This is a genomic window from Paenibacillus plantiphilus, from assembly GCF_927798095.1.
GTDB classification, from domain to species: Bacteria; Bacillota; Bacilli; order Paenibacillales; family Paenibacillaceae; genus Paenibacillus_Z; species Paenibacillus_Z plantiphilus.
Map to the genome: position 1 here is coordinate 1 of NZ_CAKMMF010000044.1, position 20,589 is coordinate 20,589.

The following is a 20,589-nucleotide window of genomic DNA, read 5'->3' on the forward strand; positions in this document are numbered from 1 at the left end:
CGCCTGATGGTGAAGGGCAAGCGTTCCGATGGATTGCAGCGCATTATTGAGAAAATGCGGATTGATCTGCGCCTGCATGGCTTTCATCTGATTTGTCTTATTGGCGATTTCCAGCTTATATTCCCGCATTATAAGATCGGTGATTGTCTGCATCATGGTGTTGAATCGGCGGGCGAGAATACTAAGCTCGTCATTCCCCTTCACCTCTATATTGACATTCAGATTGCCGGACTGAATCTGATTCATGGAGCTGATCAATTTTTTAATCGGATTTGTAAAATGATAGGAAATATACAGCGTCGCAGCCACAACTACAATAAGAAACAAGGCAGCGATGATCGCGTTAATCTGAGTGATCTGATTCGCGCTCCGGTGCAGGAAGGAGTAAGGCTGCATCTTGACGATCGTCCACTCCGAATAATTTGACTTGATTTGGTCGTAGAATATAATACCGGTAAAGTTGTTCTTGTCCTTCGTATTCCACTCCAAATATCCATTGCTGGTTTTGGAATCAAGAACGTTGGACACCCAGTTCTCTTCAAGCCTTTTCCCCAGCAGCTCAGCATTCTTGGCAAAGACAACGATGCCCTGCTTGTCAATAATGTACAGGTTCTCTTCATCAGGACGGTACAGCTGATTGCTGATCTTGAAGAGCTCGGTTGTCTTCACATCGAGTGACAGATAGCCGAGGATTTTCGTCGAAGGCGCCGCAATAATGGGCAGATGGAGCGTGAAAACATTCATGCTTGGCCGATAAATATTCCATATCAGGCCAAATGTATGGCTATCATGCGTAGCCTCCAGAAAAGGGCGCAGCCTATCCGCACCGGGCGGATAAGGCGGAACGTACGGTATGCTGTCCGTGCCGCGGAAACGTCCCCGCGCAATCAGATAGGAATAATTGCTGGAAAGTGTGTGCAGGTGGATCTGGCTAATATCGCGCATGGATTGATACATGTTAAGCAGATGACCGTAAATTCTGGTGCTGTATGTGCGGGAGAATTGCTGTTTGTCGATGTTCTTATTCTCACCGCGTTCGATAATGCCGAATAGAGATTCGGGCTCATTCATGAAGCGGTATACGCTTTTGGAAGTTTCCTCGATGACGGTCAGATAGTTCTCAATGTTGTCTTTTCCGAGCGCAATCAAATCCAGATTCTCTTGAATGGATTCCTCCAGCACCGTGCTTTTCGTGTAAAAATAAGAAATTGTTATGGAGGTCATAATGGGAATAATCGTTGCAGCAAGCAGAAGACCGATGAGCTTGTTTCGTAAGCTTGTCCTGAACATATAGCCTGTGGCATCCCCTCTACAAACGATTTCACTTCCCATTTTACAGTCAAAGATCAATAAATTCCACCATAACCATCATCAATATCGGTGGTATCACGCTTTTCGTGATTTTATACTGTTTGTACAGCATTAGAATGAGCGTTGTTTGAAAGGAGAGAAAAAGATGGGGAACAAGAAGTTTAGTGAATGGATGCAGCAGACCCTTTTCGTAGGCCCGGGACTTCTGTTTTTTTCGGTCATCGTAATTGTTCCATTTCTGCTGGGGTTCTACTATTCCTTTACCAACTGGGACGGGTTAGATTTGGACCGGGCCAAGTGGACGGGAATGGACAACCTGAACAGAATATTTACGAATGATGAGAAATTTTGGGATTCGTTATGGTTTACATTGAAATTTACAGTGATTACAGTAATCGCTACGAATGTGCTGGCTTTCCTGCTGGCCTTGGTGCTGGCACGGCCGCTTAAGTCCAGAAAGGTATTGCGGACCGTATTTTTCATGCCGAACGTAATTGGGGGAATATTTCTCGGCTTCATTTGGCAGTTTATATTCACCAAGGGTTTTTACACTATAGGTGAAAAGACAGGCTGGGGATTCTTCGAACTGCCTTGGCTGGGCACGCCGGATACGGCTTTCTGGGGATTGATTATCGTCTTCGTATGGCAGACTGCCGGATATATGATGGTCATCTATATCGCAGCATTCGCTGGGCTGCCTAAGGATCTGATCGAGGCTGCGAAGATTGATGGAGCTGGCTACGGCCAACTGCTGAAGAGCATAATGATCCCGATGGTGATGCCGGCTATTACAATTTGCTTGTTCTTGACCATTTCCAATGCATTCAAGATGTTCGACTTGAACCTGACGCTCACCAAAGGTGGTCCGGGCACATCGACACAATCGCTGGCTTACAATATTTACACCGAGGCTTTGATCAACAACAAGTACGGATTAGGAACTGCTAAAGCAATGCTCTTCTTCTTTGCTGTTTCTTTGATAACCGTTACTCAAGTCTGGTTAACGAAGCGCAAGGAGGTTGAGGCATAATGGAGAAACAGGAGAAATACGGCGGCAGTACACTGACGTTTGAGGTTATAGCGATCATACTGGGTCTGATGTTCTTGGTTCCTTTCTATTTCGTAGCCATTAATTCACTGAAGACACTCGGCGAAATTCTGGTGGATGCCGCATCGCTGCCTAAAGACGTCATCTGGGCGAATTACTCCAAGGCATGGGACGTCATCAAGTTCCCAACCGCATTATTCAACTCTGTTTCTATCTCAATCGTAAGTGTGGTCTGTATCGTCGTAGTCAGCTCCATGACGGCTTACAGATTCGTTCGCAGACCGACCGTGTTCAACAAAATTATGCTCAGTCTGCTTGTCGCATCCATGATTATCCCGTTTCAATCGATCATGCTCCAGCTTGTGCGAATTACGAGTATGTTGGAGCTGAGAGGACACTTCTACGGCATCGTGGCCTGCTACATCGGTTTCGGTCTGGCGCTCTCGACATTTCTGTTCCACGGGTTCATCAAGACCGTGCCGCTTGAGATTGAAGAGGCTGCCGTAGTCGACGGATGTTCGCCGCTCGGCGTATTCTGGAAGATCGTCTTCCCATTGCTGAAGCCGATCATCATTACAGTTATCATCCTGAATACATTATGGATCTGGAACGACTACCTGCTTCCGGTGCTCGTTATAGGAAGCAACAAGGATCTAACGACACTTCCGCTTGCTATAACAAGATTGTTCGGGCAATATACGAAGCAATGGGATTTGGCGCTTGCAGCGCTTGCAGTCAGCATCGTACCTATTCTGGCATTCTTCCTGTTCCTTCAGAAGCATATTGTTGAAGGGATTACTGCAGGCTCGGTTAAAGGATAGAAGATTGTTGCATAAAAGGACAGCAATTATCAACAAGTTCCACCTTTTAGGTCAACATCGTCTATTTTGAGACAATAGAACACGCTCTATAATGAGGAAAGAAAGCAAACAAACATAGGGAGGTCTTCAAATGAAAAGGTTTACATTACTTACGTTAGTCGCAGTATTGCTTTTGATTACAGCGGCTTGTGGCGGCAATAACAACAACAAAACAAATGATCCTAAGACAGGCACGACGGAAGGTTCAACGAACACGCCTAAGGACGAGCCTAAGAAAGACGTAACAATTAAGATGTTCCAATTCAAGGTCGAAATTGCTGAAGCTCTTGGCAAAATGGCTGAGAAGTACAAAGAAGAAACTGGCGTTACTGTAGAAATCGAGACTCACGGCGGCGGCGAGGACTACTCGGCATTGCTGAAAGCTGAATTCGCAGGCGGCGGCGAGCCAGAAATCTACAACAACGGCGGATTCACTGGTTTGGTTCCTTACATGGACCGCGCAGTAGATCTTTCCGGCGAAGCATGGGTAAGCAGAACAGTTGATGCAGCTAAAGCTCCAACAACTGTAGACGGCAAAATGTTCGGTATGCCGATGAACACAGAAGGTTATGGCTTCATCTACAATAAAGACCTGTTCGCTCAAGCGGGCATCACGACTGAGCCTAAGACTCTTCCTGAGCTGAAAGACGCTGTTGAGAAGCTGAAAGCTGCTGGCATCACGCCTTTCATGTCCACTAACGAGTGGTGGTCGCTTGGTATTCACTTCCTGAACGTAGCATTCGCTAACCAGCCAGATCCTGCTCAATTTGCAGAAGATCTTAAAGCTGGCAAAGTAAAAATCAAAGACAACGAAATCTTCAAACAATGGCTTGACCTGGTTGACCTTGTATTCGACAACGCACAATCCAACCTGTTGACGACTGACTATGCAACACAAGTCGCAAACTTCGCTAGCGGTAAAGCTGCTATGATGCAACAAGGTAACTGGACGCAAGGCGATATCGACAAAGTAACGCCTAACATGAACCTTGGCGTGCTTGTAATGCCTATCAACGACCAACCTGGTCACGTATACATCGGCGTTCCTAACAACTGGATCGTTAACAGCAAATCCGCTAACCCGGACGAAGCTAAAGCATTCTTGAACTGGATGGTATCCTCCGATTCCGGTAAGAGCTTCATCACCAAAGACTTCAAGTTCATGCCAGCTATGACTGACATCGAAGCAACTGCAGCAGATATCGGCGCAGCAGGTGTAGGCGTTAGTGAAAAAGCAGGCGACGCTCTTGGATGGCATTGGGACCGTTTCCCAGACGGAACTACACAAGGCTGGGGAGCTGCAATGCAAGAATACCAAAGCAAGCAAATCAACAGAGATCAACTTCTTGAGTCTTTAGACAAAGTAGTCGTTGATATCATGAGCAAGTAAGAGTAGGCCAAGATAACAAGAAACCGTACGCTATGGCGATCCGCCGGGCGTACGGTTTTTTGATGTTGAAAAGAACAGGGCTGCTGTGCAGGGTAATGTTCATAAGCGGCTTTTCGAGCTGCGATCGGTCGTGAAAGCGGACAAAATCGGCTTACAGCACGAGCGAGCATGTAAAAGTAGCAAATGCGGAGTCAATAAGCGGAAAAAACCTGCTTACAAGCGCCGAAAAGTACGCGATCGGTCGTGTAAGCAGAAAAAATCGGCTTACAGCGCGAGCGAGCATGTAAAAATAGCAAAAGTGGAGTCAATAAGCGGAAAAAACCTGCTTACAAGCGCCGAAAAGTACGCGATCGGTCGTGTAAGCGGACAAAATCGGCTTACAGCACGAGCGAGTTTGTAAAAGTAGCAAATGTGGAGTCAATAAGCGGAAAAAACCTGCTTACAACCGCCGAAAAGTACGCGATCGGTCGTGAAAGCAGACAAAATCGGCTTACAGCACGAGCGAGTTTGGATGAGAGCACCTCTAAAAGAACCGTCAGGATTTTCCCTGACGGTCCTTTTAGTACAGCGTTTTACTTGATCAACAGTTACTCTTGCTTGGCCAAGTATTCCTCAAGCGTTACATTCTGTTTCATAATTTGTCCTGCAATATAGACACCTACGTAACGGATATGCCAGGGCTCATAGGAATAACCGGTGATCTTCTCTTTTCCTTGCGGGTAGCGAATAATAAAGCCGTATTCCGCAGCATGCGCCCGCAGCCACTTGCCTTCCTTCGTCGCGCCGAAGCTTTGCTCCAGTCCATACTTGACACTGGCGCTGCTGACATCCATGGCCATGCCTGTCTGATGCTCGCTTTGACCAGGGCGTGCGCTGGTCTTATTAGCAATGGCAGCTCCCTTGAGCTTGGCATTCCGGTTGAAAATGGCCTCTTGCGTGGAGTAGGAGCGGAACCCGGATACCGCCTTCATCGATATACCTGCCTTCTTGGCTCCTGCAAACAGATTTTCCAGCGCGGTGGCGGCTATTCTGCGCATCTGTTTCTTCTCGCTGTTTCCAGAGAAGGAGAACGGCACGTCAGGCACAACAAGATCACCTGGTTTATAGCTTGCGGAGAGCATTCGCTTTTTATTGACGAGCACTACTGTGCTTCCTGTATTCGTGACGATTGCTTTGCCTGCAGCATTGTGCTTAATTGTGCGGCTCGGCGCATTGTTCTCAAGAAAGCTGGATAGCGATGAGCTGCTGCTTATCTTGCTTACAGGGTGTGCACCTGCCGAAAGCGCAAGAGAAGCAGTCATGGTCGTAATAACTGCAATGGAAAGGAATAGACGCTTCATTATTGTAGCCTCCTGGAATGATGTCTTATGATCTATTAAACATTCTAGGAGGCAACTGTATCTTGAATATATAGAGCTTGTTTCTAAACTGTAACAAATAATAGATTTTCGGATGGTATAATGGTCCAATGTTCCTACCGACTGTCCGAGGTGTCCAATGAAAGCGTTGTCCAAATGGGTCATTAGCATGATCATCGCAGTAGCTGCACTTATCCCCATTGTATCTGTCCATGCAAGCTCTGAGAGCGTATTTTCAGGGCTTATTGAGAATTGGCAAATGAAGTATGCTGCCGAGGAGGCAGCGGCATCCTTGATTTCTCCTGACGAGGTTGATGCGCAGGGTGGCTGGATTCATGCCGGGATGAACGTTTCTTCTACGATGAGGCCGCAAGGCATTACGACTATGTGGATCAAGCTTGAGCTGCCTTCTATTGGTGAGCAAAGGGCATTATATTTGGAGGAGCTGTATGCCCAGAAGATTGAAGTGTACATGGACGGGAACAGAATGTTCCAATCGGAGCGTGTGCATGGGGTTGATTTGAACCGAATTCTGCTGCCGCTCAAGGAGTCGGATTCCGGTCGTACATTATTGATTCAGCTGGAGTCAACAACTGAAAGCCTTGGAATAAGCTCCGGGGCCTTAATTGGGGATTATCATGAGCTTGCCAATGCGCATGTCAAAAAGGATTTATTCGATATTATACTGGGAAGCGCATTAATCTTCTCTGCTGTTGTGATGATTGTGGCCTCGCTCTTTCTGGAGAAGTGCCAGCTCAAGAGCTGGATACCGCTTTGCTTGGTTATACTGTCCATTGGCGGCATTATGACCTTCTATTCACCTTTCCTGTACACGTTCTACGGAGATTACGGAGAGCTGTTTCAATTCATGTTAGATATATTCATGATCATTCTTCTTCCTGCGTTCATGTATTTTTTTGAAAATGTGTTCGGCAAGGGGATATTCGGCATTGTGCGAATGTTTCGCATTGTGCTGCTGGTCTACTCCGGCATAAGCTTGATTTGCTCGATTCTGAATGTGGTGCTGGGCAATGAATTTTTCGATATTTACAGATTCTTCTCTGTTTCCGCAACTGGCTTTGTAATGACGGCGCAGCTTATCATCATTATGCTGTCGACAGGAATGTATATCATGCAGAGGAAGAGGGACTACATCCTGCTATCCTGCGGGTTTGGCATATTCGCTTCAATAGCGGCAGGAGAATTAATATGGTATTATACAACTTCAGAAGCCTACAAGCTCTATTTGTGGAAATGGGGACTGATCGCTTTCCTCCTGACCTTGATTCTTCTTCTGGGCAGAAGATATGCGTGTCATAATGCGCTTGTCGTGCAGTATTCGAAGGAGCTGGAGCTCTATAATCAGGAGCTGCAGCTATCAGAGAAGCGGGAGATCATCAGTCAACTGGCAGCCTCGGTAGCACATGAGGTTCGCAATCCGCTGCAAGTGACAAGAGGATTCCTGCAGCTGCTTGAGGAGAAGAATACAGATGATCTGAAAAGGGCGAACTATCTGGATATGGCCATCAAGGAGCTGGACCGCGCATCAACAATCATTACGAACTTTTTGACCTATGCCAAGCCGCAGCTGGAAGATACGAAAGTGCTCAATCTCAGCGAGGAATTGAAGCATGTCGAGAACGTGATCGTGCCGCTTGCGAATTTGCATGGCGGTGTCATAAATATAGATATTCCGGATCATTTGCATGTGTATGGTAATTCGTCGAAGCTCAAGCAGGCATTCATCAACCTGATTAAGAACAGCATTGAAGCATTGATGAGAGGCGGCAATATTCGTCTATGGGCCTATGGACATAAGGGAGATGTCATCATTCATATTGCGGATGACGGGGAAGGAATGGAGGCGGATGTGCTCGCCCGCATCGGTCAGCCATATTTCACGAGCAAACCCAAGGGTACGGGGCTCGGCCTTATGGTCACTTACCGGATTATTGAAGCCTTGCAGGGCTCTATTGTGTTCAAGAGTGAGAAGGGGATTGGAACGGAAGCTATTATCCGGCTTCCTGCTACAGCGATAGAAGAAAACGGAGAATAAGATGAAGCGGGAGGCCGAGATGAATGGAAGAGAAGGAATCCTTGCTCTCAAGCGAGCTGTCAGAAGCCAAGTCAGTAATAGCCGCACTACAGGCGGAGAACGACGGACTGAAGGGAGAGATTGCAAGATTGCGCAGTCTTCTTCGCAGCCGTGATCAGCATGCCATGTCCACCAAGCTGAAGGACGCGCTAAGAGAATAGCAGTCTTTCATCATTCTTGGCTGGAAAATAACTCGGAAAAGGGATACAATACAAGTAGTTCACATAAATGAGGTGATCTCGTGTCAGAGAAAGAAACGCAGCAGAACAATGAAGACGTTCAGCAGGAGCCCAAGAAGGTTTCACTTGCGGAGGCTGTGAAGCAGAAGCTAGCACAGAAGAAGCAGGAGCAGGCTAACGGCACCAAGCAGAAGCATGGTCCTGGCGGAAACCAGCAAGTAATGCGTAGCCAGAATACGAAAAAAGTGAATAACCAGCGCAAAAAAATGGGTGTGTAGCAAGGAACAACAACGAAGAACTGAGGCAGCAAGCCTCAGTTCTTTTTTTGAGAGTGAAGGGAGGGAATTGATATCTGCTTTACCCGGAGACTAAGGAGTAGGAGTCTATAGCACAAATGACAGGACAACGGAAGGGGAATGTTTTTAGTCCTCCCCAAAGCAGGCTGGAATTTGTACGATGGAGCTATTGATGCGCCAACTAATTCTGATTCTTGTCGGCGGCGATCCATTTGCGGTATATGGTCAAGCTATCCAATAAATAATGGGCTTCTTCTTCGGTCACTGTTTCCATGAGCAGCAAGCCGGAGCTGCGGTCCTTCTTCGTTGGATAAGGACGTTCTCGTCCGACCAGCTCATCGAGAGTCACTTCGAAGAAATCGGCAATACGAATCAGCGTTTCGAGATCAGGCTCATTAATATTGTTCTCATATTGGGAGATTGTCGACTTAGCTGTATTCAACAAGGAAGCAAGCTGCATTTGTGTCATGGAGTGGTTCTTGCGCAGCTCGCGCAATTGCTTACCGATCATGGTCCATCAACTCTTTTTAATGAATTGGGTGAGTGCTTCTCTATTAATTGTACACGGTTAGACGGGTACCGTAATTGTCTGAGAGCTCGACTTCATGATACGTGTTATTATGGGTTGAAATTGTTGGAAATAGACGGTAGAATAAAAGAATAAGTTCATGATTCATGAACTTATTCTGGTCCAGCTTTTCATTATGATAGTAAAGAGGAGTGGAATTATGTTTTTGGCGCAGAGTCTTAACCCCTGGTTCGTCCTTGTTTCGGGCGCAATTTTATTTGGGCTGCTGTTCATTTTGGAACGGAGATGGAGAATCGAGAAGCGTGCTGTGTTATATTGGGTACAGCAATCTCGACTGCAGCTGCAATATGGGGCTGAGGAGGAGATAGTGAGAGGAGAAAAAGAGGTGCAATCGTTAACGGAATTTTGTTTAGCCAAGAGAGGTGCAGTCAAGACTTTTCCATTCGGACCGGAGCCGCTCGTAGTCAAGGTAGGCGAGAGAATGTTCGCGCTGATCACAGTTGGCAGCATTTCACTGAAATGCGATCCTGTCATTGCCGAGAATCTGCGGGAGCAATATAAAGCCGTAACGCCAGGCTATCATATGAACAAGCAGCACTGGAATACGATTCAGCTCGATGGCTCAATCCCTGAAGAGGAGCTGCATGACATGATTAACCACTCCTATGATCTGGTCTTCAAGGGATTGACGAAGGATGAGAAGAAACGAATCGCTGTCTCCAAGTCATCGTCTTAATCTCATATTGTGATCGCTGTCCAATGCCGAACCCCTGTATCATTCTGGCACAGGACGCCATTTCTTCACCTTGTACAGCCTCCATTGACCTTCGAAGTCATGCTCCAGCGTCGCCCAATAAACGCCTCCCTCGAACATGTCCGGATAGAGAGCATTGACTGCGCTCTTGGGGATATCCGGAAGCGGCTTGGGGATGAGAATGAAGTCAATCTCGTTGCCGGGCGGGTCATTCAGCGCTTGCTTGAACAAGTAGTCGCTCGTGATGAGATATTTCTTGGGATACTTGCTGCTGATCAGAATGTTGTAGGCTGAATAGGAGTCCGTAAGAATAGTGGCATTGGAGTAATGCTCATCCATATGCGCAGCGATTCTCCGTTCGCGGGATTGTGCGATATAATGCTCATTCTGACTCTGATCCTTCAGGAAATTGTTCTCATCAGGGGCGATGGAAGGCTCCGTCATCGCGTAAGTGAGCAGGACGGCTGTTCCGATCATAGCTGCAGCTATGATGCTGAAAGCGATTCTCTGTCGTGCTCCCTTGCGGAACCTGGAGAGCTCATAGGGAATCCATGCGACTGTCACCGGGAACACATACATAAAGTAGCGGAACCATCCGAAGGAGGATTCGCGCAGCAGAAGGGCATATTGCAAGGCAGGGACGGCAGCGAACAGCAGGAGTAGAATGGCTGTATCCCATTGCAGCAACCTGCGGCTGAAGAGTCGTAGAAGCAGCATGGCCAGCAGCGGGATCGAGAACCACAGCGTTTTTCGAATGACAAACCATAGGGCGAGCAGTGGACTTTGGAAGATTTGCTGGAATGCGGCATCATTCTTGAGAGCCTCTGACTGCGCCACATTGGAATACTCTGAATTCAAGAAATAAAGCGGATTGCCCATTATGAGGTAATTGAAAAAAATCCACAGCATGCCCGAGAATACAGCAGGCAGCAGCAGCAGAATCCAGGTTGCTTCGACCTTGTACAGCTTCTCCCGCAGTGGACGCAATCTGTCTTGTGCGGAATGCCGCATGAACAGCAGGGCGATAACGACCCCGAGCGCGAGCGATACACCAAAGGGAACCGCTTCATATCGTGTCCAGAAAGCAAACGCCAGTGCAAAGCTGGCCATAATAAGCGAGTTCGTTCCCCGATCCTTCAGCCATAGCGAGAACTGGACAACCGTCATCATAAGAAAATAGACATAGAGGGAATCGCTAAGTCCGTTCGCCCCAAACAGAAATATAAATGGATTCAGGCTGTAGAGCAGGGCGAAAGGGATGCTGATTGCCGCTGACAGCCCGAACCGTCTTCCTGCGCTGTACAACATGACGACTGACAATCCGGCGAAGAGAGCGGATTGCAGCACAGCTGCGAGCCCTTGGGAAGCCAGAGCAGGGAAGAGAGGGTAGAGCGTCAGTATAACCAGCTCGACGAAGCTTGGCAGCGGATTCCATACGAAGCCGATAGCGCCCAGATGCGGATCGCGGCTGTACAGCACATAGAAGGCATTCGCCACCCGGCTAATAGCATCGGAATGTATATATCCCACAATCGAGCTGAGATAATAGCCAAGTCCAAATTCTGCGATGAAGATTGCGGTGAATAAGAGGATGGCGAGACGATGACGTTTAAGCACAGGCGGCAGCCTCCTTTCTCTACTGTTCATTGTGTGTCAGCTCAGTGTTTGTGCAGCTGTTCGGAAGCTGCTGATACCCGAAACGTCCAGAGCCGGTTAATGGCGTAATTATGGAGAGGCACAACGACTGTGACGAAAGCTTGTCCCAGCCAATAGGGCAGCGACAGCAGCTCCACTGACGCATACATAACAATTGTGTTTATTAGCAGTCCGGAGCTGGAAACGATCGTGTAGCGGATGAACTGCTTCATATCCATGCCTTCTCCGGTTCTGCGAAATGTCCATTTGCTGTTCAAAATATAGGAGATGATCAGAACAGCCAGGAAACCGAGCGCCGAACCGGCCACGGGATGAACGCCCGTCCATTCCACAAGCGCAATAAGCAGACCCCAATGAATCGCTGTCCCCAGAAGCCCGACGAGGGCGTATTTAACGATGGAATGCTGAAGCAATGTATTCATGGCCTTGAACCCTCTCACTGTCTGTCGTAGAGGAGCTGGCTCCTGTATGCTTCTCCGCAATGAGATAGCGGGGGCGACCCTTGACCTCTTGATAGATGGCGGCGATATATTCGCCTATGATGCCAAGCGAGATCATGAGGAAGCTGCCGATGATGAGCAGCAGCAGAATGACTGTCGTAAAGCCGGTAACGGCGGCGCCCTGCAGCTTCTGGACAAGGGTGTTGATGCCGAGTGCGACCGAGCCCATCAGGAAGAGGATTCCGATCATGCTGACGATCCGCAGCGGTATCGTCGAGAATGCGACGATAGCATGCATGGCAAGCCCGGTCAGTCTGTTGATGCTGAACCGGCTGGCGCCTTCTTCTCTTGGCGGGACATGGAACGAGATTGTGGCCCGTTTGTACCCGAGCCAGGCCGACATGCCGCGGAAAAAGGGGATGCGCTCGGGCAGACTTCGCCAGGCGGCCACCACCTTGGCATCCATCAGCTTATAGTCAGAAGCATCACGCAGATTGAACCCCGACAGACCATTCAGTACGCGGTAGAACAGGGAGGCTCCGATGCGCTTGACCACGGATTCCTTGCCCCGGCTCTCCTTCACACATTCAATGACCTCCAGCTTCTGCTCGCGCCACATGCGCACCATCTGTGGAATCAGCGCGGGAGGATGCTGCAGATCGCCGTCCATCAGAATGACAGCCTGCCCTTGAGCATGCTCAAGTCCGGCGCATAATGCCAGTTCCTTGCCGAAATTCCGGCTGAGCCGCATAATCGTCAGCTGCTTCCGTTCATGCGAAAGACTGACGAGCTGCTGCCATGTCCCGTCCTTCGAGCCGTCATCGACAACGATAAGCTCGAAGGAGGGCGTAATGGCAGCGACTGTATCCGCTATGACACGGAGAGAAGCTGCGATATGTCCGGCTTCGTTATAGACAGGCACAACGATGGATAGCTCCAGATGGGCTGTTTCCATGACCATTCCCCCTTTTGACCTAAGCGCTCATGCTGCTGAATGTGAATGGCGTGCGGTTTGGTGCTGCATGACGGCGGTCGCTCGACCACCTCGTCCTATAATCAGCCCTGCGGCGGTGTTGTCGCAGGCTCTTCGGATACATCTGCCGTGTCGGCAGCCTGTTGATGGATGGCTTGCAGGTTATGCTCAGCCAGCGATTGCGACAGTGCAGGCTGCTCTGTCAAGCCATGCTCGGTCTTCTCCCAATAGAATGGCTTTGTGATCAGCTGCCAGGCGGCCTTCATTGCTGCAATGCTCATAAGCACCCAATAGATCGGCGACAGGATTGCATAACGCACCAGCTTGTAAGAGAAGAAGCGGTCGCCTCTATTTTCCAGCTCATGAATAACCCAATAGACGCCTGCAACATTGCTGAAGATGAACAGAAAGTTGCCGACATAAAACTCGAAGCTGGCCAAATAGTAAATAAATCCAGGGAAGAACTGCTGAATCATGCCGACCTGAAAGCCGAACCAAAGCACGAGCATGAGCCAGAAGATCGGATTAAGCAGCGGCAGCAGCGGTGTAGCCAATATCATGACCTGAAAGCCGATGAAGCCCTTGAAGCCAATCTCCCTGACGAGCTTGACCGGATTCCTCATATGAACAAGCCAGGTTTGCAAATATCCCTTGAACCAGCGGGAACGCTGGCGAATCCAGTTGCCGGTGCGGCTGTTCGCTTCCTCCCAGGTTCGAGAATCCACGATAGCCGTCTTGTAGCCGTGCTTGTATAGCCGAATACCCAGATCGGCATCCTCTGTGACATTGTAGGGATCCCATGCGCCCAGCTCTTGAAGCACAGACATCTTGAAATGGTTGGACGTGCCTCCCAGAGGGATGGGCACATTAAGCTGCATAATGCCGGGCAGAAGCAGCTCGAACCACATGCTGTATTCTTGTGTGAACCAGCGTGTGAGCAGATTCTGATCACTGTTGAAATAGTTGAGCTTGGCCTGAATGCAGGCAAATTCCTCTGGACATTGTCTGAAGGTCAGGAATACCTTCTTAAGCTGATCGGGGTCAGGCTGATCCTCCGCATCATAAATGACGACATATTCCCCGCGAGCGCGTATGAGACCGTAATTGCAAGCCTTCGGCTTCGTCTTGGGCAGCCCGTCCGGCACAACCAGCACCGTATAGTAGGGAGGAAGATTCATCTCCGTCAAAATCGTGCGCATCTCATCGTCATCCTCTTCGATAAGCAGCCGCACATCCAGCTTCGCCTTGGGATAATCCAGACGCTCCAAATTATGCAGCAGATGAGGAACAACCTGTGCTTCCTTGTACATAGGCACTAGAATCGTGTAGACGGGGAGCTCGCGCTCGTCTATTGCGGCAATTTCCTCTGGCGTGTATCGGAACTGCGAGTTCCGCCTTGAACCGAAGAGAATGACGGTGAACTTAAAGCTGGACATGACAAAATAGAAAAGCTGGATGATCAGATTCACCGTGAGCAGCGTAGCCCAGAATTGAAATGATAAGCCGATCGCGATCGCGATGACGACCAGCACGAATCCGCCGATCTGCAAGCGGGTAAAGGTTTGCAGCGCTGAATTGTGCGGCTGCTCGTCAGCAAGCTTCGATATGCTCTCGTGCAGCATTTCCGAGCCATAAATATCGCGCCAGAAACGCTCCATCTCAGCTCTTGTTGCGAGGACCTGCTCCAGCGGCATGCCGAGCAGCTCTTGAACCTTCTCCATCTGTTCTTCTGTTAATGGATCGCTGACCGCTACCAGGAAACGATTAATATACTGATGGATAACAACGATGCCCAGCTCGCGGGCGAGCTCTTCCGGCAATCGGACAGGGGTGTTGATACTGAGCTCGCTGCCAATGCGGCCGATATTGTTCTGCGACGCGATAGCTCTGTAGAGGTCTTCGGCTTCAATGAGCTGCAAGGACAGCAGAATGTCGCCGAGCAGTCCGCCGCTCTTCTGCTGGAACAGAAGAGCTTGCTGCAGCTGCTCCTCCGTAATGAGCGCTGCCTCGACAAGCTGGTCGCCCAGTCGGCCTTTCTTAGGCTGCGAGGTTACAACCTCATCCAGCTGCTGTACGGACAGGAAGCCCATATCAATGAGAATATCGCCAAGTCTGCCGCCGAACTGCTTCTGCGAGCTCATAGCCGCTTCAAGCTGAGCATCAGTGATTGTACCCGCATCCACCAATGCATCTCCCATTCGAAGCGGCGTTGACGGGCTGGAAGATGGCTCAGCGTCCTCCTCGACAGGTGAAGGGCCGACTTTGGCTTCTGCATCGGACGGAGGGGCTTCTTCCAGATGGCGGATGCGGACGAACGTCTCATCCCGCCGCTTGCGCAGCTGCTCCGTCTCCGCCTCAAGCCGCTGGATCGCGAGCTTATGCGCAGCACGCTGCTGTTCCAAGCTATGAACGGCCTGCTCAAGCAGTGCTTGCTCCGCAGCAATACGGCGATTCGCTGAACGCCGATTGATGCCGATCAGCGCTGACCGCAGCCGTTTCATGATGGATCAGAGCCTTCTCCGGAGCCGTTACCTGGTCCTGCTTCTGATCCTGGTATAGCTTCTGCATCAATGATCCGTCTTTCCAATGCAAGCGCCTCGAAGAGATCCCCTCGCAGCAGTTCAGCCTCCTTCTGCCTGGCTGCAAACCGCTCCTCGAATTTGGCTTGCTCGCATGCGAGCTGATCCTGTATTATTGTCAGCTCCAGTCGAACCAGCTCCAGATACCGCTGAACATCATCGGGATGATAGCCTCCGAGCGTACGTTTGTAATTCATCATTGACAGTCCCTCCTTCAACCTGGTTGGCGCTTTATTCGGATGCTTGTGCAGCGGGTAGAACGACTTCCAGCATTTCGGTGGCGACAGCAGCCTCGTAGGAGCAGTTGAAGGAAGGATGAATGGTGTTGCCTTCCCTGATGGCGACATCCTCATCGCCTGCTCTGTATATGCCTTCACCGCTCAGAATAATCCAGATCGTCACCGCAGCGGAGTCCTTGCAGCAAAGCTCCTGTCCTGACAGGAGATGCACGCGCCTTGTTATCGCAGCGGGCGATCCATTCTTGTCCACGCGATCAATCGTTCTCGTCCAGCCTGAACCGGCAGCCGCTGCAGGCTGGGCAGCTGCGGACGGCAGCTGATCGATCAACGGTCTTAGCCCGTTCGCGGTTTTCTTCGCGGTAACGAGAATTCCTTCATGCCCGGCCACGATGACAGCATGATCAATGCCTGAGACGAGGACAGGCAGCTGGAGCTCGTTCATAATGTGCGTGTCGCTGCAATCCGGAGCAATCAGCCCCAGGCCGTATACATCTTCATCCATTGCTTGCGACAGCGCGTCCCAAGTGCCGAGATCAGACCAGCGGCCTTCATAAACGAGCGATGCCAGCTGCCGTTCATTCTCGATAACCGCATAATCAAAGCTGATGGACGGCAGCAGGTGATAATGGCTGCGCAGCCATTCATAGTCCGCCTCAAGCTCCAGCTCATGAATGAGCTCCAGCATATAGGACAAACGGAGCGCGAATACGCCGCAGTTCCATAACGCTCCCTTGGCAATAAGCGACTTGGCGGCAGCTTCATCCGGCTTTTCGACAAAACGATCAATGGGAAGAACGGACGCCTCTGAATAGATAGCTTGTCCGGCTGCAGAAGCGGGCACGATATAACCGAACTTGCCGGACGGTTCCGTTGGCCTGACCCCAATCAAGCCGATGGACGTCTGATTGAGCTGAATAAGCCTGTCCAACTGAAACAGCATCGAGTAGAAGGAAGAGTCGGTCAGATGATCGACAGGCAGAACAATAATCGTTTCGTTGGGGTCTGTCTCCAGAACAGCATGCAAATAAGCTGCGCACAGGAGAATAGCAGGATAAGTATCTTTTCTCTCGGGTTCAATGACGGTGTTTATATGGGCTCCAAGCTGCCTGTGCAGCTGTCCGATTTGTTTGCTGGTGGCGGCGACGACCACATCCTCTTCAAGACCAAGCCGCTTCAAGTGCTCCATCGTTGCTTGCACCATCGACAACTGCCGGCCCGAATGATCCGGTAAAACTTGAAGAAATTGTTTGGAGCGTGATTGTGACGATAGTGGCCATAGCCGTTTGCCTGAACCACCGGAAAGAAGGATAATCTTCATATGTCCCTCCTCGCAGCCTGATGTAGTATATTAGACTTATTTTTTCGGTATCAAACTAGTATAAATGCTTCATTTTTTACAATCCAGAGGGATAAAATGGGTTAAATTTGTAATGTAACTGTAAGTATTATTATATCTTACTTTTCGGGCAAAGGACACCAGCCGGGCAGGTAGTTGCAAATTGCTGCTGCAAGCGTCGGCGCTTCCTGGGCCAAATCGGTAAAATAGCTGCTCAGAATATGATTACCCGCAACAGACCCCATTCGAAAACTGCGCTTGATTTCTCCTTTAACGTGCATATATAGATAACTGTTTTTCTTTGTCGGGGATTGGTAAACAAGTGGCGGAAGATGGGGGACAATATCGTGCTCGTTGCGCAGGCGGAAGCTGTTAGTGACGAGACGATTATAAGCGCGTGCGAACTGCGGGTCGCCAACCCGGGGAGAAGCGAAGGTATACACGACAATGCCTTCAGGGCCTCGATTGGCGGCGATATCAAGTGCAGCCAGTGTAGCCAATGCGCCGCCGAGACTATGGCCGGTGATGAAGAGCGGCTTGCCTGGAGGGAGCTTGTCGAGCAGCTCGAATATGCGGTCTCTGGCCGACATGTAGACGTCGGTGAAGCCGCAGTGGGTGTGCCCGCCTGCGTTCACTGGCCTGAATTTCACCTGATAAGCAATGAAATCATTGACCCAGTCGACAGCGGAGCCCGATCCCCGGAAGGCCAGAATTGCCGCTTTATCGGATTCAAGCACGAAGCCGAACAATTCCTTCATATCCAGATAGGCAGCCGCTTCGAAGGAACCGACAATGCTGTAGGTGGGCGGAACAAGAAACCAATGTCGTGAATTATTGAACTGGTTCGAGGTTTGTTCGCATACTGCTAGCAGAAATAATGCGGTTTGTATATCCATCTTGCTGCTCTTGCTCATACATCCTCACGCTCCCTGCAGCATTCTATGCGGCTATGGGCAGCTGTGCTTTAGGCGGGTATCCCGCTTTCGGGAGAAAGGGATGGGTTTCCATTCGGGACTGTTCCAAAAGGGTAATCCTGAGCGGGTCAATCGATGACATGCGCAAAAAAACCTTCAACACCGCTATAAAAGCGGAGATGAAGGTTCTTTAGCAACTCCATATGATGTACAGGTGGAGGATGAATTTCCCTAATGACCTTTGGGACAGCCTCAAGTCTGGCGATGCATGATTATGATTGCGGCTCCAGCTATAGCGTGTTTCTTCGTCCTGTAATAAGGGAGATAATAAATAGAATCAAGAAGACAAAAAACAGGATCTTGGCAATTGTCGCAGCGCTTTCGACAATATTGCCGAAGCCGAACACTGCCGCAATAATGGCAATAATGAAGAAAATAGCAGCCCAGCGTAACATAGACATCACATTCCTTTCGTTATACGTTTTGACGGGATGCTCATTCTCCTTGCCGTTAGCGGATGTAGGAGGATGAGCGTTGTTCCGTCCTGCTTGTTCGGATTTTAACCGTGAGCCTGAGCCGTTGAAACAGGGATTCAAAGCAGGCTCCAGCGGGTATACGAATTACAGAGCAAGACGCATGATTGCCCCGCTGGTCGGGCTGTCAGGCGCTATGTAAATTGTAATTAGCGGAGGGATGACAATGATGGATGTGGCGATGCTCATAATTGGCTTGTCGGTAGCAGTTCTCGTAGTTGTATTGGTGCAAACGCTGCGCAAGGCTCAGACATCGATAGACGCAGCAAGCAAGACGATTGTTGAACTGCAGCAGACCATTCACACATGGAAGGGCGATGTAGCTGAGCTTGTAGGCAGCGCCCGCAGAATTGCTGATCGCGCTGACAGCCAGCTTGCTGCGGTGGAGCCGCTGATGGCGACTGTCAAGGAGGCGGGGGAAGCGCTGCATGAGGTAGCAAGTGTTGCTCATGGCTTCTCGTCGATCTGGACCTCCAAGCTTCGCAGACGGCAGGAAGCTGCTGAAGCGAAGGAAGCAGCACGCGCTGAGGAAGCGAAGCAGCGGGCTTCTTATGATCCTTCTTCGGTGGAAGCCAGCTATGAAGGGGAACCGGGGAGTCTGCATGCGGCTTCGTTGGCGGAAGCATACGGCACTGACGTTCATGTTGAGCGTCGTGCAGCAGGGGGAGATCCCATCGTTATGGCGGAGACAGCTGCTGCCCGCCAAGCGCCGGCCTGGCTGGATTGGATGGAGACTGGCGTGCATGTCGCCAGATTGATTGCGAGACGATAACGTTAATGGCATGTTGTGAACAATAGAAGTGACCTCTGCGCCGTCGCCCTGGACGGCGTTAGTCGGTTTAAGTTGTATCTGCAGTGGATTTAGAAGTAGAATGTGAGAAGAATAAGAGAAGCTCGGCTAGGAGATGGAAGATGCGTATTGCAGTTGTAGATGATAATCCGATGAATATTACGGTTGTGCAGGAAATTTTAAAGCGTGCGGGCTATACCGATATTGTGACAGCGCCTTCCGGCATCGAGCTATTTGGCTTGCTTGGGCTGACTTCCGAGGGCAGCGAGCAGGAGATGCCGCTCAATAATGGCTGTCATGATATTGATTTGATTTTGCTCGATATGATGATGCCGGGTGTGGATGGAATTTCTGCCTGTCAAGCGATTCAGAATTCGGAGCGCCTGCGTGATATCCCGATCATCATGGTTACAGCAATCGGAGATTCCAAGAAGCTTGCGGAAGCGCTTGATGCCGGCGCAATTGATTATGTGACGAAACCGATTAATCGAATTGAGCTGCTGGCACGGATAAGAGTGGCGCTGCGGCTCAAGGAACAGAAGGATTGGCATAAGGAGCGCGACCGGAGAGTGAGGGAGGAGCTGCAGCTTGCCCGTGAAGTGCAGAGCGCGGTGCTGCCGCAGCCCCTTCAGGAGGAAGGGATTGCGATTGATGCGATCTACAAGCCATCAGATGAGCTTTCGGGCGATCTGTACGCGTGGCATCGGATCGATGACCGGCGATATGGCATTGCTGTTATTGATGCGATGGGCCATGGCATTTCTTCATCGCTTGTATGCATGTTCATCGCATCTGTCCTCAAGGATGCAATGACGAAGCTGATCGAGCCTGTACGTGTAATCAGCGAGCTGAACCGGCGCACGGGACAGCTGCAATTCGCGGACCAGCTTATCCAGTATTATTTTACCGCGTTATATTTGCTGGTTGATCTCGATAAAGGGACGGTGGAGTATGTCAATGCGGGTCATCCGTCAGGATTTCTCCTTCGTGGAGATGGCGGAGACGTCGAGACATTCGCTCAAGGCGGTGTAGCTATCGGCATATTCGACGAGATCGAGGTGGAGAAGCATATGCTGTCCGTTCATAGCGGTGATCGGATCGTACTTGTGACCGATGGCATCCTGGACCTGGTCGGCAATGTCGAGGAGAACCAGATGGAGCAGCTGAAGTCAGCGCTCCAAGCGTTCCGAAGCGGTGTATCACGGGAGAAGCTGGAGGAAGCATTGTTCGTCGAGAGCAATGAATCCAGTCGGTCAGATGACCGCTGTCTCGTGATGGTTGATATCAAGTAGAAGACGACAAAGGGGAA

General features: G+C 50.0%; 21 protein-coding genes. 10 read left to right on the plus strand and 11 right to left on the minus strand.

Annotated elements, in window-relative coordinates; genetic code table 11:
• Positions 1-1,290, minus strand: a 1,290-nt coding sequence (locus L6H65_RS24795; RefSeq protein ID WP_236346869.1) for a cache domain-containing sensor histidine kinase, incomplete at its 3' end; no start/stop codon positions are given.
• A 166-nt stretch (positions 1,291-1,456) separates the two neighbouring features.
• Between L6H65_RS24795 and L6H65_RS24800 the strand changes: the two genes are divergently transcribed.
• The 3 genes from L6H65_RS24800 (at position 1,457) to L6H65_RS24810 (ending at position 4,609) form a co-directional block, all read left to right on the plus strand.
• A complete protein-coding gene (locus L6H65_RS24800; RefSeq protein ID WP_236346871.1) occupies positions 1,457-2,341 on the plus strand; it encodes a carbohydrate ABC transporter permease in 885 nt (294 codons plus the stop codon).
• Entirely contained in the window at positions 2,341-3,180 is an 840-nt protein-coding gene (locus L6H65_RS24805) for a carbohydrate ABC transporter permease (protein WP_236346874.1), read from the plus strand. The genes L6H65_RS24800 and L6H65_RS24805 overlap by 1 nt, the downstream gene beginning before the upstream one ends.
• A 130-nt stretch (positions 3,181-3,310) precedes the next feature.
• Entirely contained in the window at positions 3,311-4,609 is a 1,299-nt protein-coding gene (locus tag L6H65_RS24810; RefSeq protein ID WP_236346877.1) for an ABC transporter substrate-binding protein, read from the plus strand.
• A gap of 587 nt (positions 4,610-5,196) precedes the next feature.
• Here L6H65_RS24810 and L6H65_RS24815 read toward each other — a convergent pair.
• Positions 5,197-5,949, minus strand: a complete 753-nt coding sequence (locus tag L6H65_RS24815) for a M15 family metallopeptidase (RefSeq protein WP_236346880.1) — start codon at positions 5,947-5,949, stop codon at positions 5,197-5,199.
• Positions 5,950-6,106: 157 nt separating this feature from the next.
• On the opposite strand from L6H65_RS24815, the gene L6H65_RS24820 reads away from it, so the two are divergent.
• The 3 genes from L6H65_RS24820 (at position 6,107) to L6H65_RS24830 (ending at position 8,519) form a co-directional block, all read left to right on the plus strand.
• On the plus strand, positions 6,107-8,023 hold the full coding sequence (locus L6H65_RS24820) for an ATP-binding protein (protein WP_236346884.1): 1,917 nt from the start codon (positions 6,107-6,109) through the stop codon (positions 8,021-8,023).
• A 23-nt stretch (positions 8,024-8,046) separates the two neighbouring features.
• Complete coding sequence (locus tag L6H65_RS24825; protein WP_236346886.1) at positions 8,047-8,223, plus strand: hypothetical protein; 177 nt, start codon at positions 8,047-8,049, stop codon at positions 8,221-8,223.
• 80 nt (positions 8,224-8,303) lie between these two features.
• Positions 8,304-8,519: a hypothetical protein gene (locus L6H65_RS24830; RefSeq protein ID WP_236346888.1), complete on the plus strand. Its 216-nt coding sequence runs from the start codon at positions 8,304-8,306 to the stop codon at positions 8,517-8,519.
• A 199-nt stretch (positions 8,520-8,718) separates the two neighbouring features.
• Here L6H65_RS24830 and L6H65_RS24835 read toward each other — a convergent pair whose 3' ends face one another.
• Positions 8,719-9,048, minus strand: coding sequence for a helix-turn-helix domain-containing protein (locus L6H65_RS24835; protein ID WP_236346890.1), 330 nt, complete (start codon positions 9,046-9,048; stop codon positions 8,719-8,721).
• A gap of 403 nt (positions 9,049-9,451) precedes the next feature.
• On the opposite strand from L6H65_RS24835, the gene L6H65_RS24840 reads away from it, so the two are divergent.
• Positions 9,452-9,802: an MmcQ/YjbR family DNA-binding protein gene (locus L6H65_RS24840; protein ID WP_236346966.1), complete on the plus strand. Its 351-nt coding sequence runs from the start codon at positions 9,452-9,454 to the stop codon at positions 9,800-9,802.
• Between the two features lie 39 nt (positions 9,803-9,841).
• Here L6H65_RS24840 and L6H65_RS24845 read toward each other — a convergent pair whose 3' ends face one another.
• From L6H65_RS24845 to L6H65_RS24880, 8 genes are all read right to left on the minus strand, one after another.
• A complete protein-coding gene (locus tag L6H65_RS24845) occupies positions 9,842-11,437 on the minus strand; it encodes a glycosyltransferase family 39 protein (protein WP_371877765.1) in 1,596 nt (531 codons plus the stop codon).
• 41 nt (positions 11,438-11,478) lie between these two features.
• The gene (locus L6H65_RS24850; RefSeq protein ID WP_236346892.1) at positions 11,479-11,898 is read right to left on the minus strand and encodes a GtrA family protein; all 420 of its coding nucleotides are present in this window, start codon (positions 11,896-11,898) and stop codon (positions 11,479-11,481) included.
• Positions 11,867-12,871, minus strand: a complete 1,005-nt coding sequence (locus tag L6H65_RS24855; RefSeq protein ID WP_236346895.1) for a glycosyltransferase family 2 protein — start codon at positions 12,869-12,871, stop codon at positions 11,867-11,869. Before L6H65_RS24855 ends, L6H65_RS24850 begins: the two co-directional genes overlap by 32 nt.
• A 101-nt stretch (positions 12,872-12,972) precedes the next feature.
• Positions 12,973-15,393 (minus strand): cyclic di-GMP-binding domain-containing protein, MshE-related, encoded by a 2,421-nt coding sequence (locus tag L6H65_RS24860; protein ID WP_443093996.1) that lies wholly within the window; start codon positions 15,391-15,393, stop codon positions 12,973-12,975.
• Positions 15,387-15,668, minus strand: coding sequence for a hypothetical protein (locus L6H65_RS24865; protein ID WP_236346901.1), 282 nt, complete (start codon positions 15,666-15,668; stop codon positions 15,387-15,389). Before L6H65_RS24865 ends, L6H65_RS24860 begins: the two co-directional genes overlap by 7 nt.
• Before the next feature lie 31 nt (positions 15,669-15,699).
• Positions 15,700-17,025: a sugar phosphate nucleotidyltransferase gene (locus tag L6H65_RS24870; RefSeq protein WP_236346904.1), complete on the minus strand. Its 1,326-nt coding sequence runs from the start codon at positions 17,023-17,025 to the stop codon at positions 15,700-15,702.
• 137 nt (positions 17,026-17,162) lie between these two features.
• On the minus strand, positions 17,163-17,957 hold the full coding sequence (locus L6H65_RS24875; RefSeq protein ID WP_236346907.1) for a lipase family protein: 795 nt from the start codon (positions 17,955-17,957) through the stop codon (positions 17,163-17,165).
• 290 nt (positions 17,958-18,247) lie between these two features.
• Complete coding sequence (locus L6H65_RS24880; protein ID WP_236346971.1) at positions 18,248-18,412, minus strand: DUF1328 domain-containing protein; 165 nt, start codon at positions 18,410-18,412, stop codon at positions 18,248-18,250.
• A 79-nt stretch (positions 18,413-18,491) separates the two neighbouring features.
• Between L6H65_RS24880 and L6H65_RS24885 the strand changes: the two genes are divergently transcribed.
• The 3 genes from L6H65_RS24885 to L6H65_RS24895 all read left to right on the plus strand — a co-directional run bounded on the left by L6H65_RS24885 (position 18,492) and on the right by L6H65_RS24895 (position 20,572).
• Entirely contained in the window at positions 18,492-18,632 is a 141-nt protein-coding gene (locus L6H65_RS24885; RefSeq protein WP_236346910.1) for a hypothetical protein, read from the plus strand.
• A gap of 24 nt (positions 18,633-18,656) precedes the next feature.
• Complete coding sequence (locus tag L6H65_RS24890) at positions 18,657-19,262, plus strand: DUF948 domain-containing protein (protein ID WP_236346913.1); 606 nt, start codon at positions 18,657-18,659, stop codon at positions 19,260-19,262.
• 140 nt (positions 19,263-19,402) lie between these two features.
• Positions 19,403-20,572 carry a PP2C family protein-serine/threonine phosphatase gene (locus tag L6H65_RS24895; RefSeq protein WP_236346916.1) on the plus strand — a complete coding sequence of 390 codons (1,170 nt, stop codon included), beginning with the start codon at positions 19,403-19,405 and terminating at the stop codon, positions 20,570-20,572.
• Positions 20,573-20,589 lie beyond the last annotated feature (17 nt).

Bases quoted from the DNA above. Each gene is read 5' to 3' on its own strand.
- L6H65_RS24805 (WP_236346874.1), top strand. From the start codon at position 2,341: ATGGAGAAACAGGAGAAATACGGCGGCAGTACACTGACGTTTGAGGTT.
- L6H65_RS24895 (WP_236346916.1), top strand. From the start codon at position 19,403: ATGCGTATTGCAGTTGTAGATGATAATCCGATGAATATTACGGTTGTG.
- L6H65_RS24865 (WP_236346901.1), bottom strand. From the start codon at position 15,668: ATGATGAATTACAAACGTACGCTCGGAGGCTATCATCCCGATGATGTT.
- L6H65_RS24800 (WP_236346871.1), top strand. From the start codon at position 1,457: ATGGGGAACAAGAAGTTTAGTGAATGGATGCAGCAGACCCTTTTCGTA.
- L6H65_RS24870 (WP_236346904.1), bottom strand. From the start codon at position 17,025: ATGAAGATTATCCTTCTTTCCGGTGGTTCAGGCAAACGGCTATGGCCA.
- L6H65_RS24810 (WP_236346877.1), top strand. From the start codon at position 3,311: ATGAAAAGGTTTACATTACTTACGTTAGTCGCAGTATTGCTTTTGATT.
- L6H65_RS24875 (WP_236346907.1), bottom strand. From the start codon at position 17,957: ATGAGCAAGAGCAGCAAGATGGATATACAAACCGCATTATTTCTGCTA.
- L6H65_RS24890 (WP_236346913.1), top strand. From the start codon at position 18,657: ATGATGGATGTGGCGATGCTCATAATTGGCTTGTCGGTAGCAGTTCTC.
- L6H65_RS24850 (WP_236346892.1), bottom strand. From the start codon at position 11,898: ATGAATACATTGCTTCAGCATTCCATCGTTAAATACGCCCTCGTCGGG.
- L6H65_RS24880 (WP_236346971.1), bottom strand. From the start codon at position 18,412: ATGTTACGCTGGGCTGCTATTTTCTTCATTATTGCCATTATTGCGGCA.
- L6H65_RS24855 (WP_236346895.1), bottom strand. From the start codon at position 12,871: ATGGAAACAGCCCATCTGGAGCTATCCATCGTTGTGCCTGTCTATAAC.
- L6H65_RS24835 (WP_236346890.1), bottom strand. From the start codon at position 9,048: ATGATCGGTAAGCAATTGCGCGAGCTGCGCAAGAACCACTCCATGACA.
- L6H65_RS24820 (WP_236346884.1), top strand. From the start codon at position 6,107: ATGAAAGCGTTGTCCAAATGGGTCATTAGCATGATCATCGCAGTAGCT.
- L6H65_RS24815 (WP_236346880.1), bottom strand. From the start codon at position 5,949: ATGAAGCGTCTATTCCTTTCCATTGCAGTTATTACGACCATGACTGCT.
- L6H65_RS24825 (WP_236346886.1), top strand. From the start codon at position 8,047: ATGGAAGAGAAGGAATCCTTGCTCTCAAGCGAGCTGTCAGAAGCCAAG.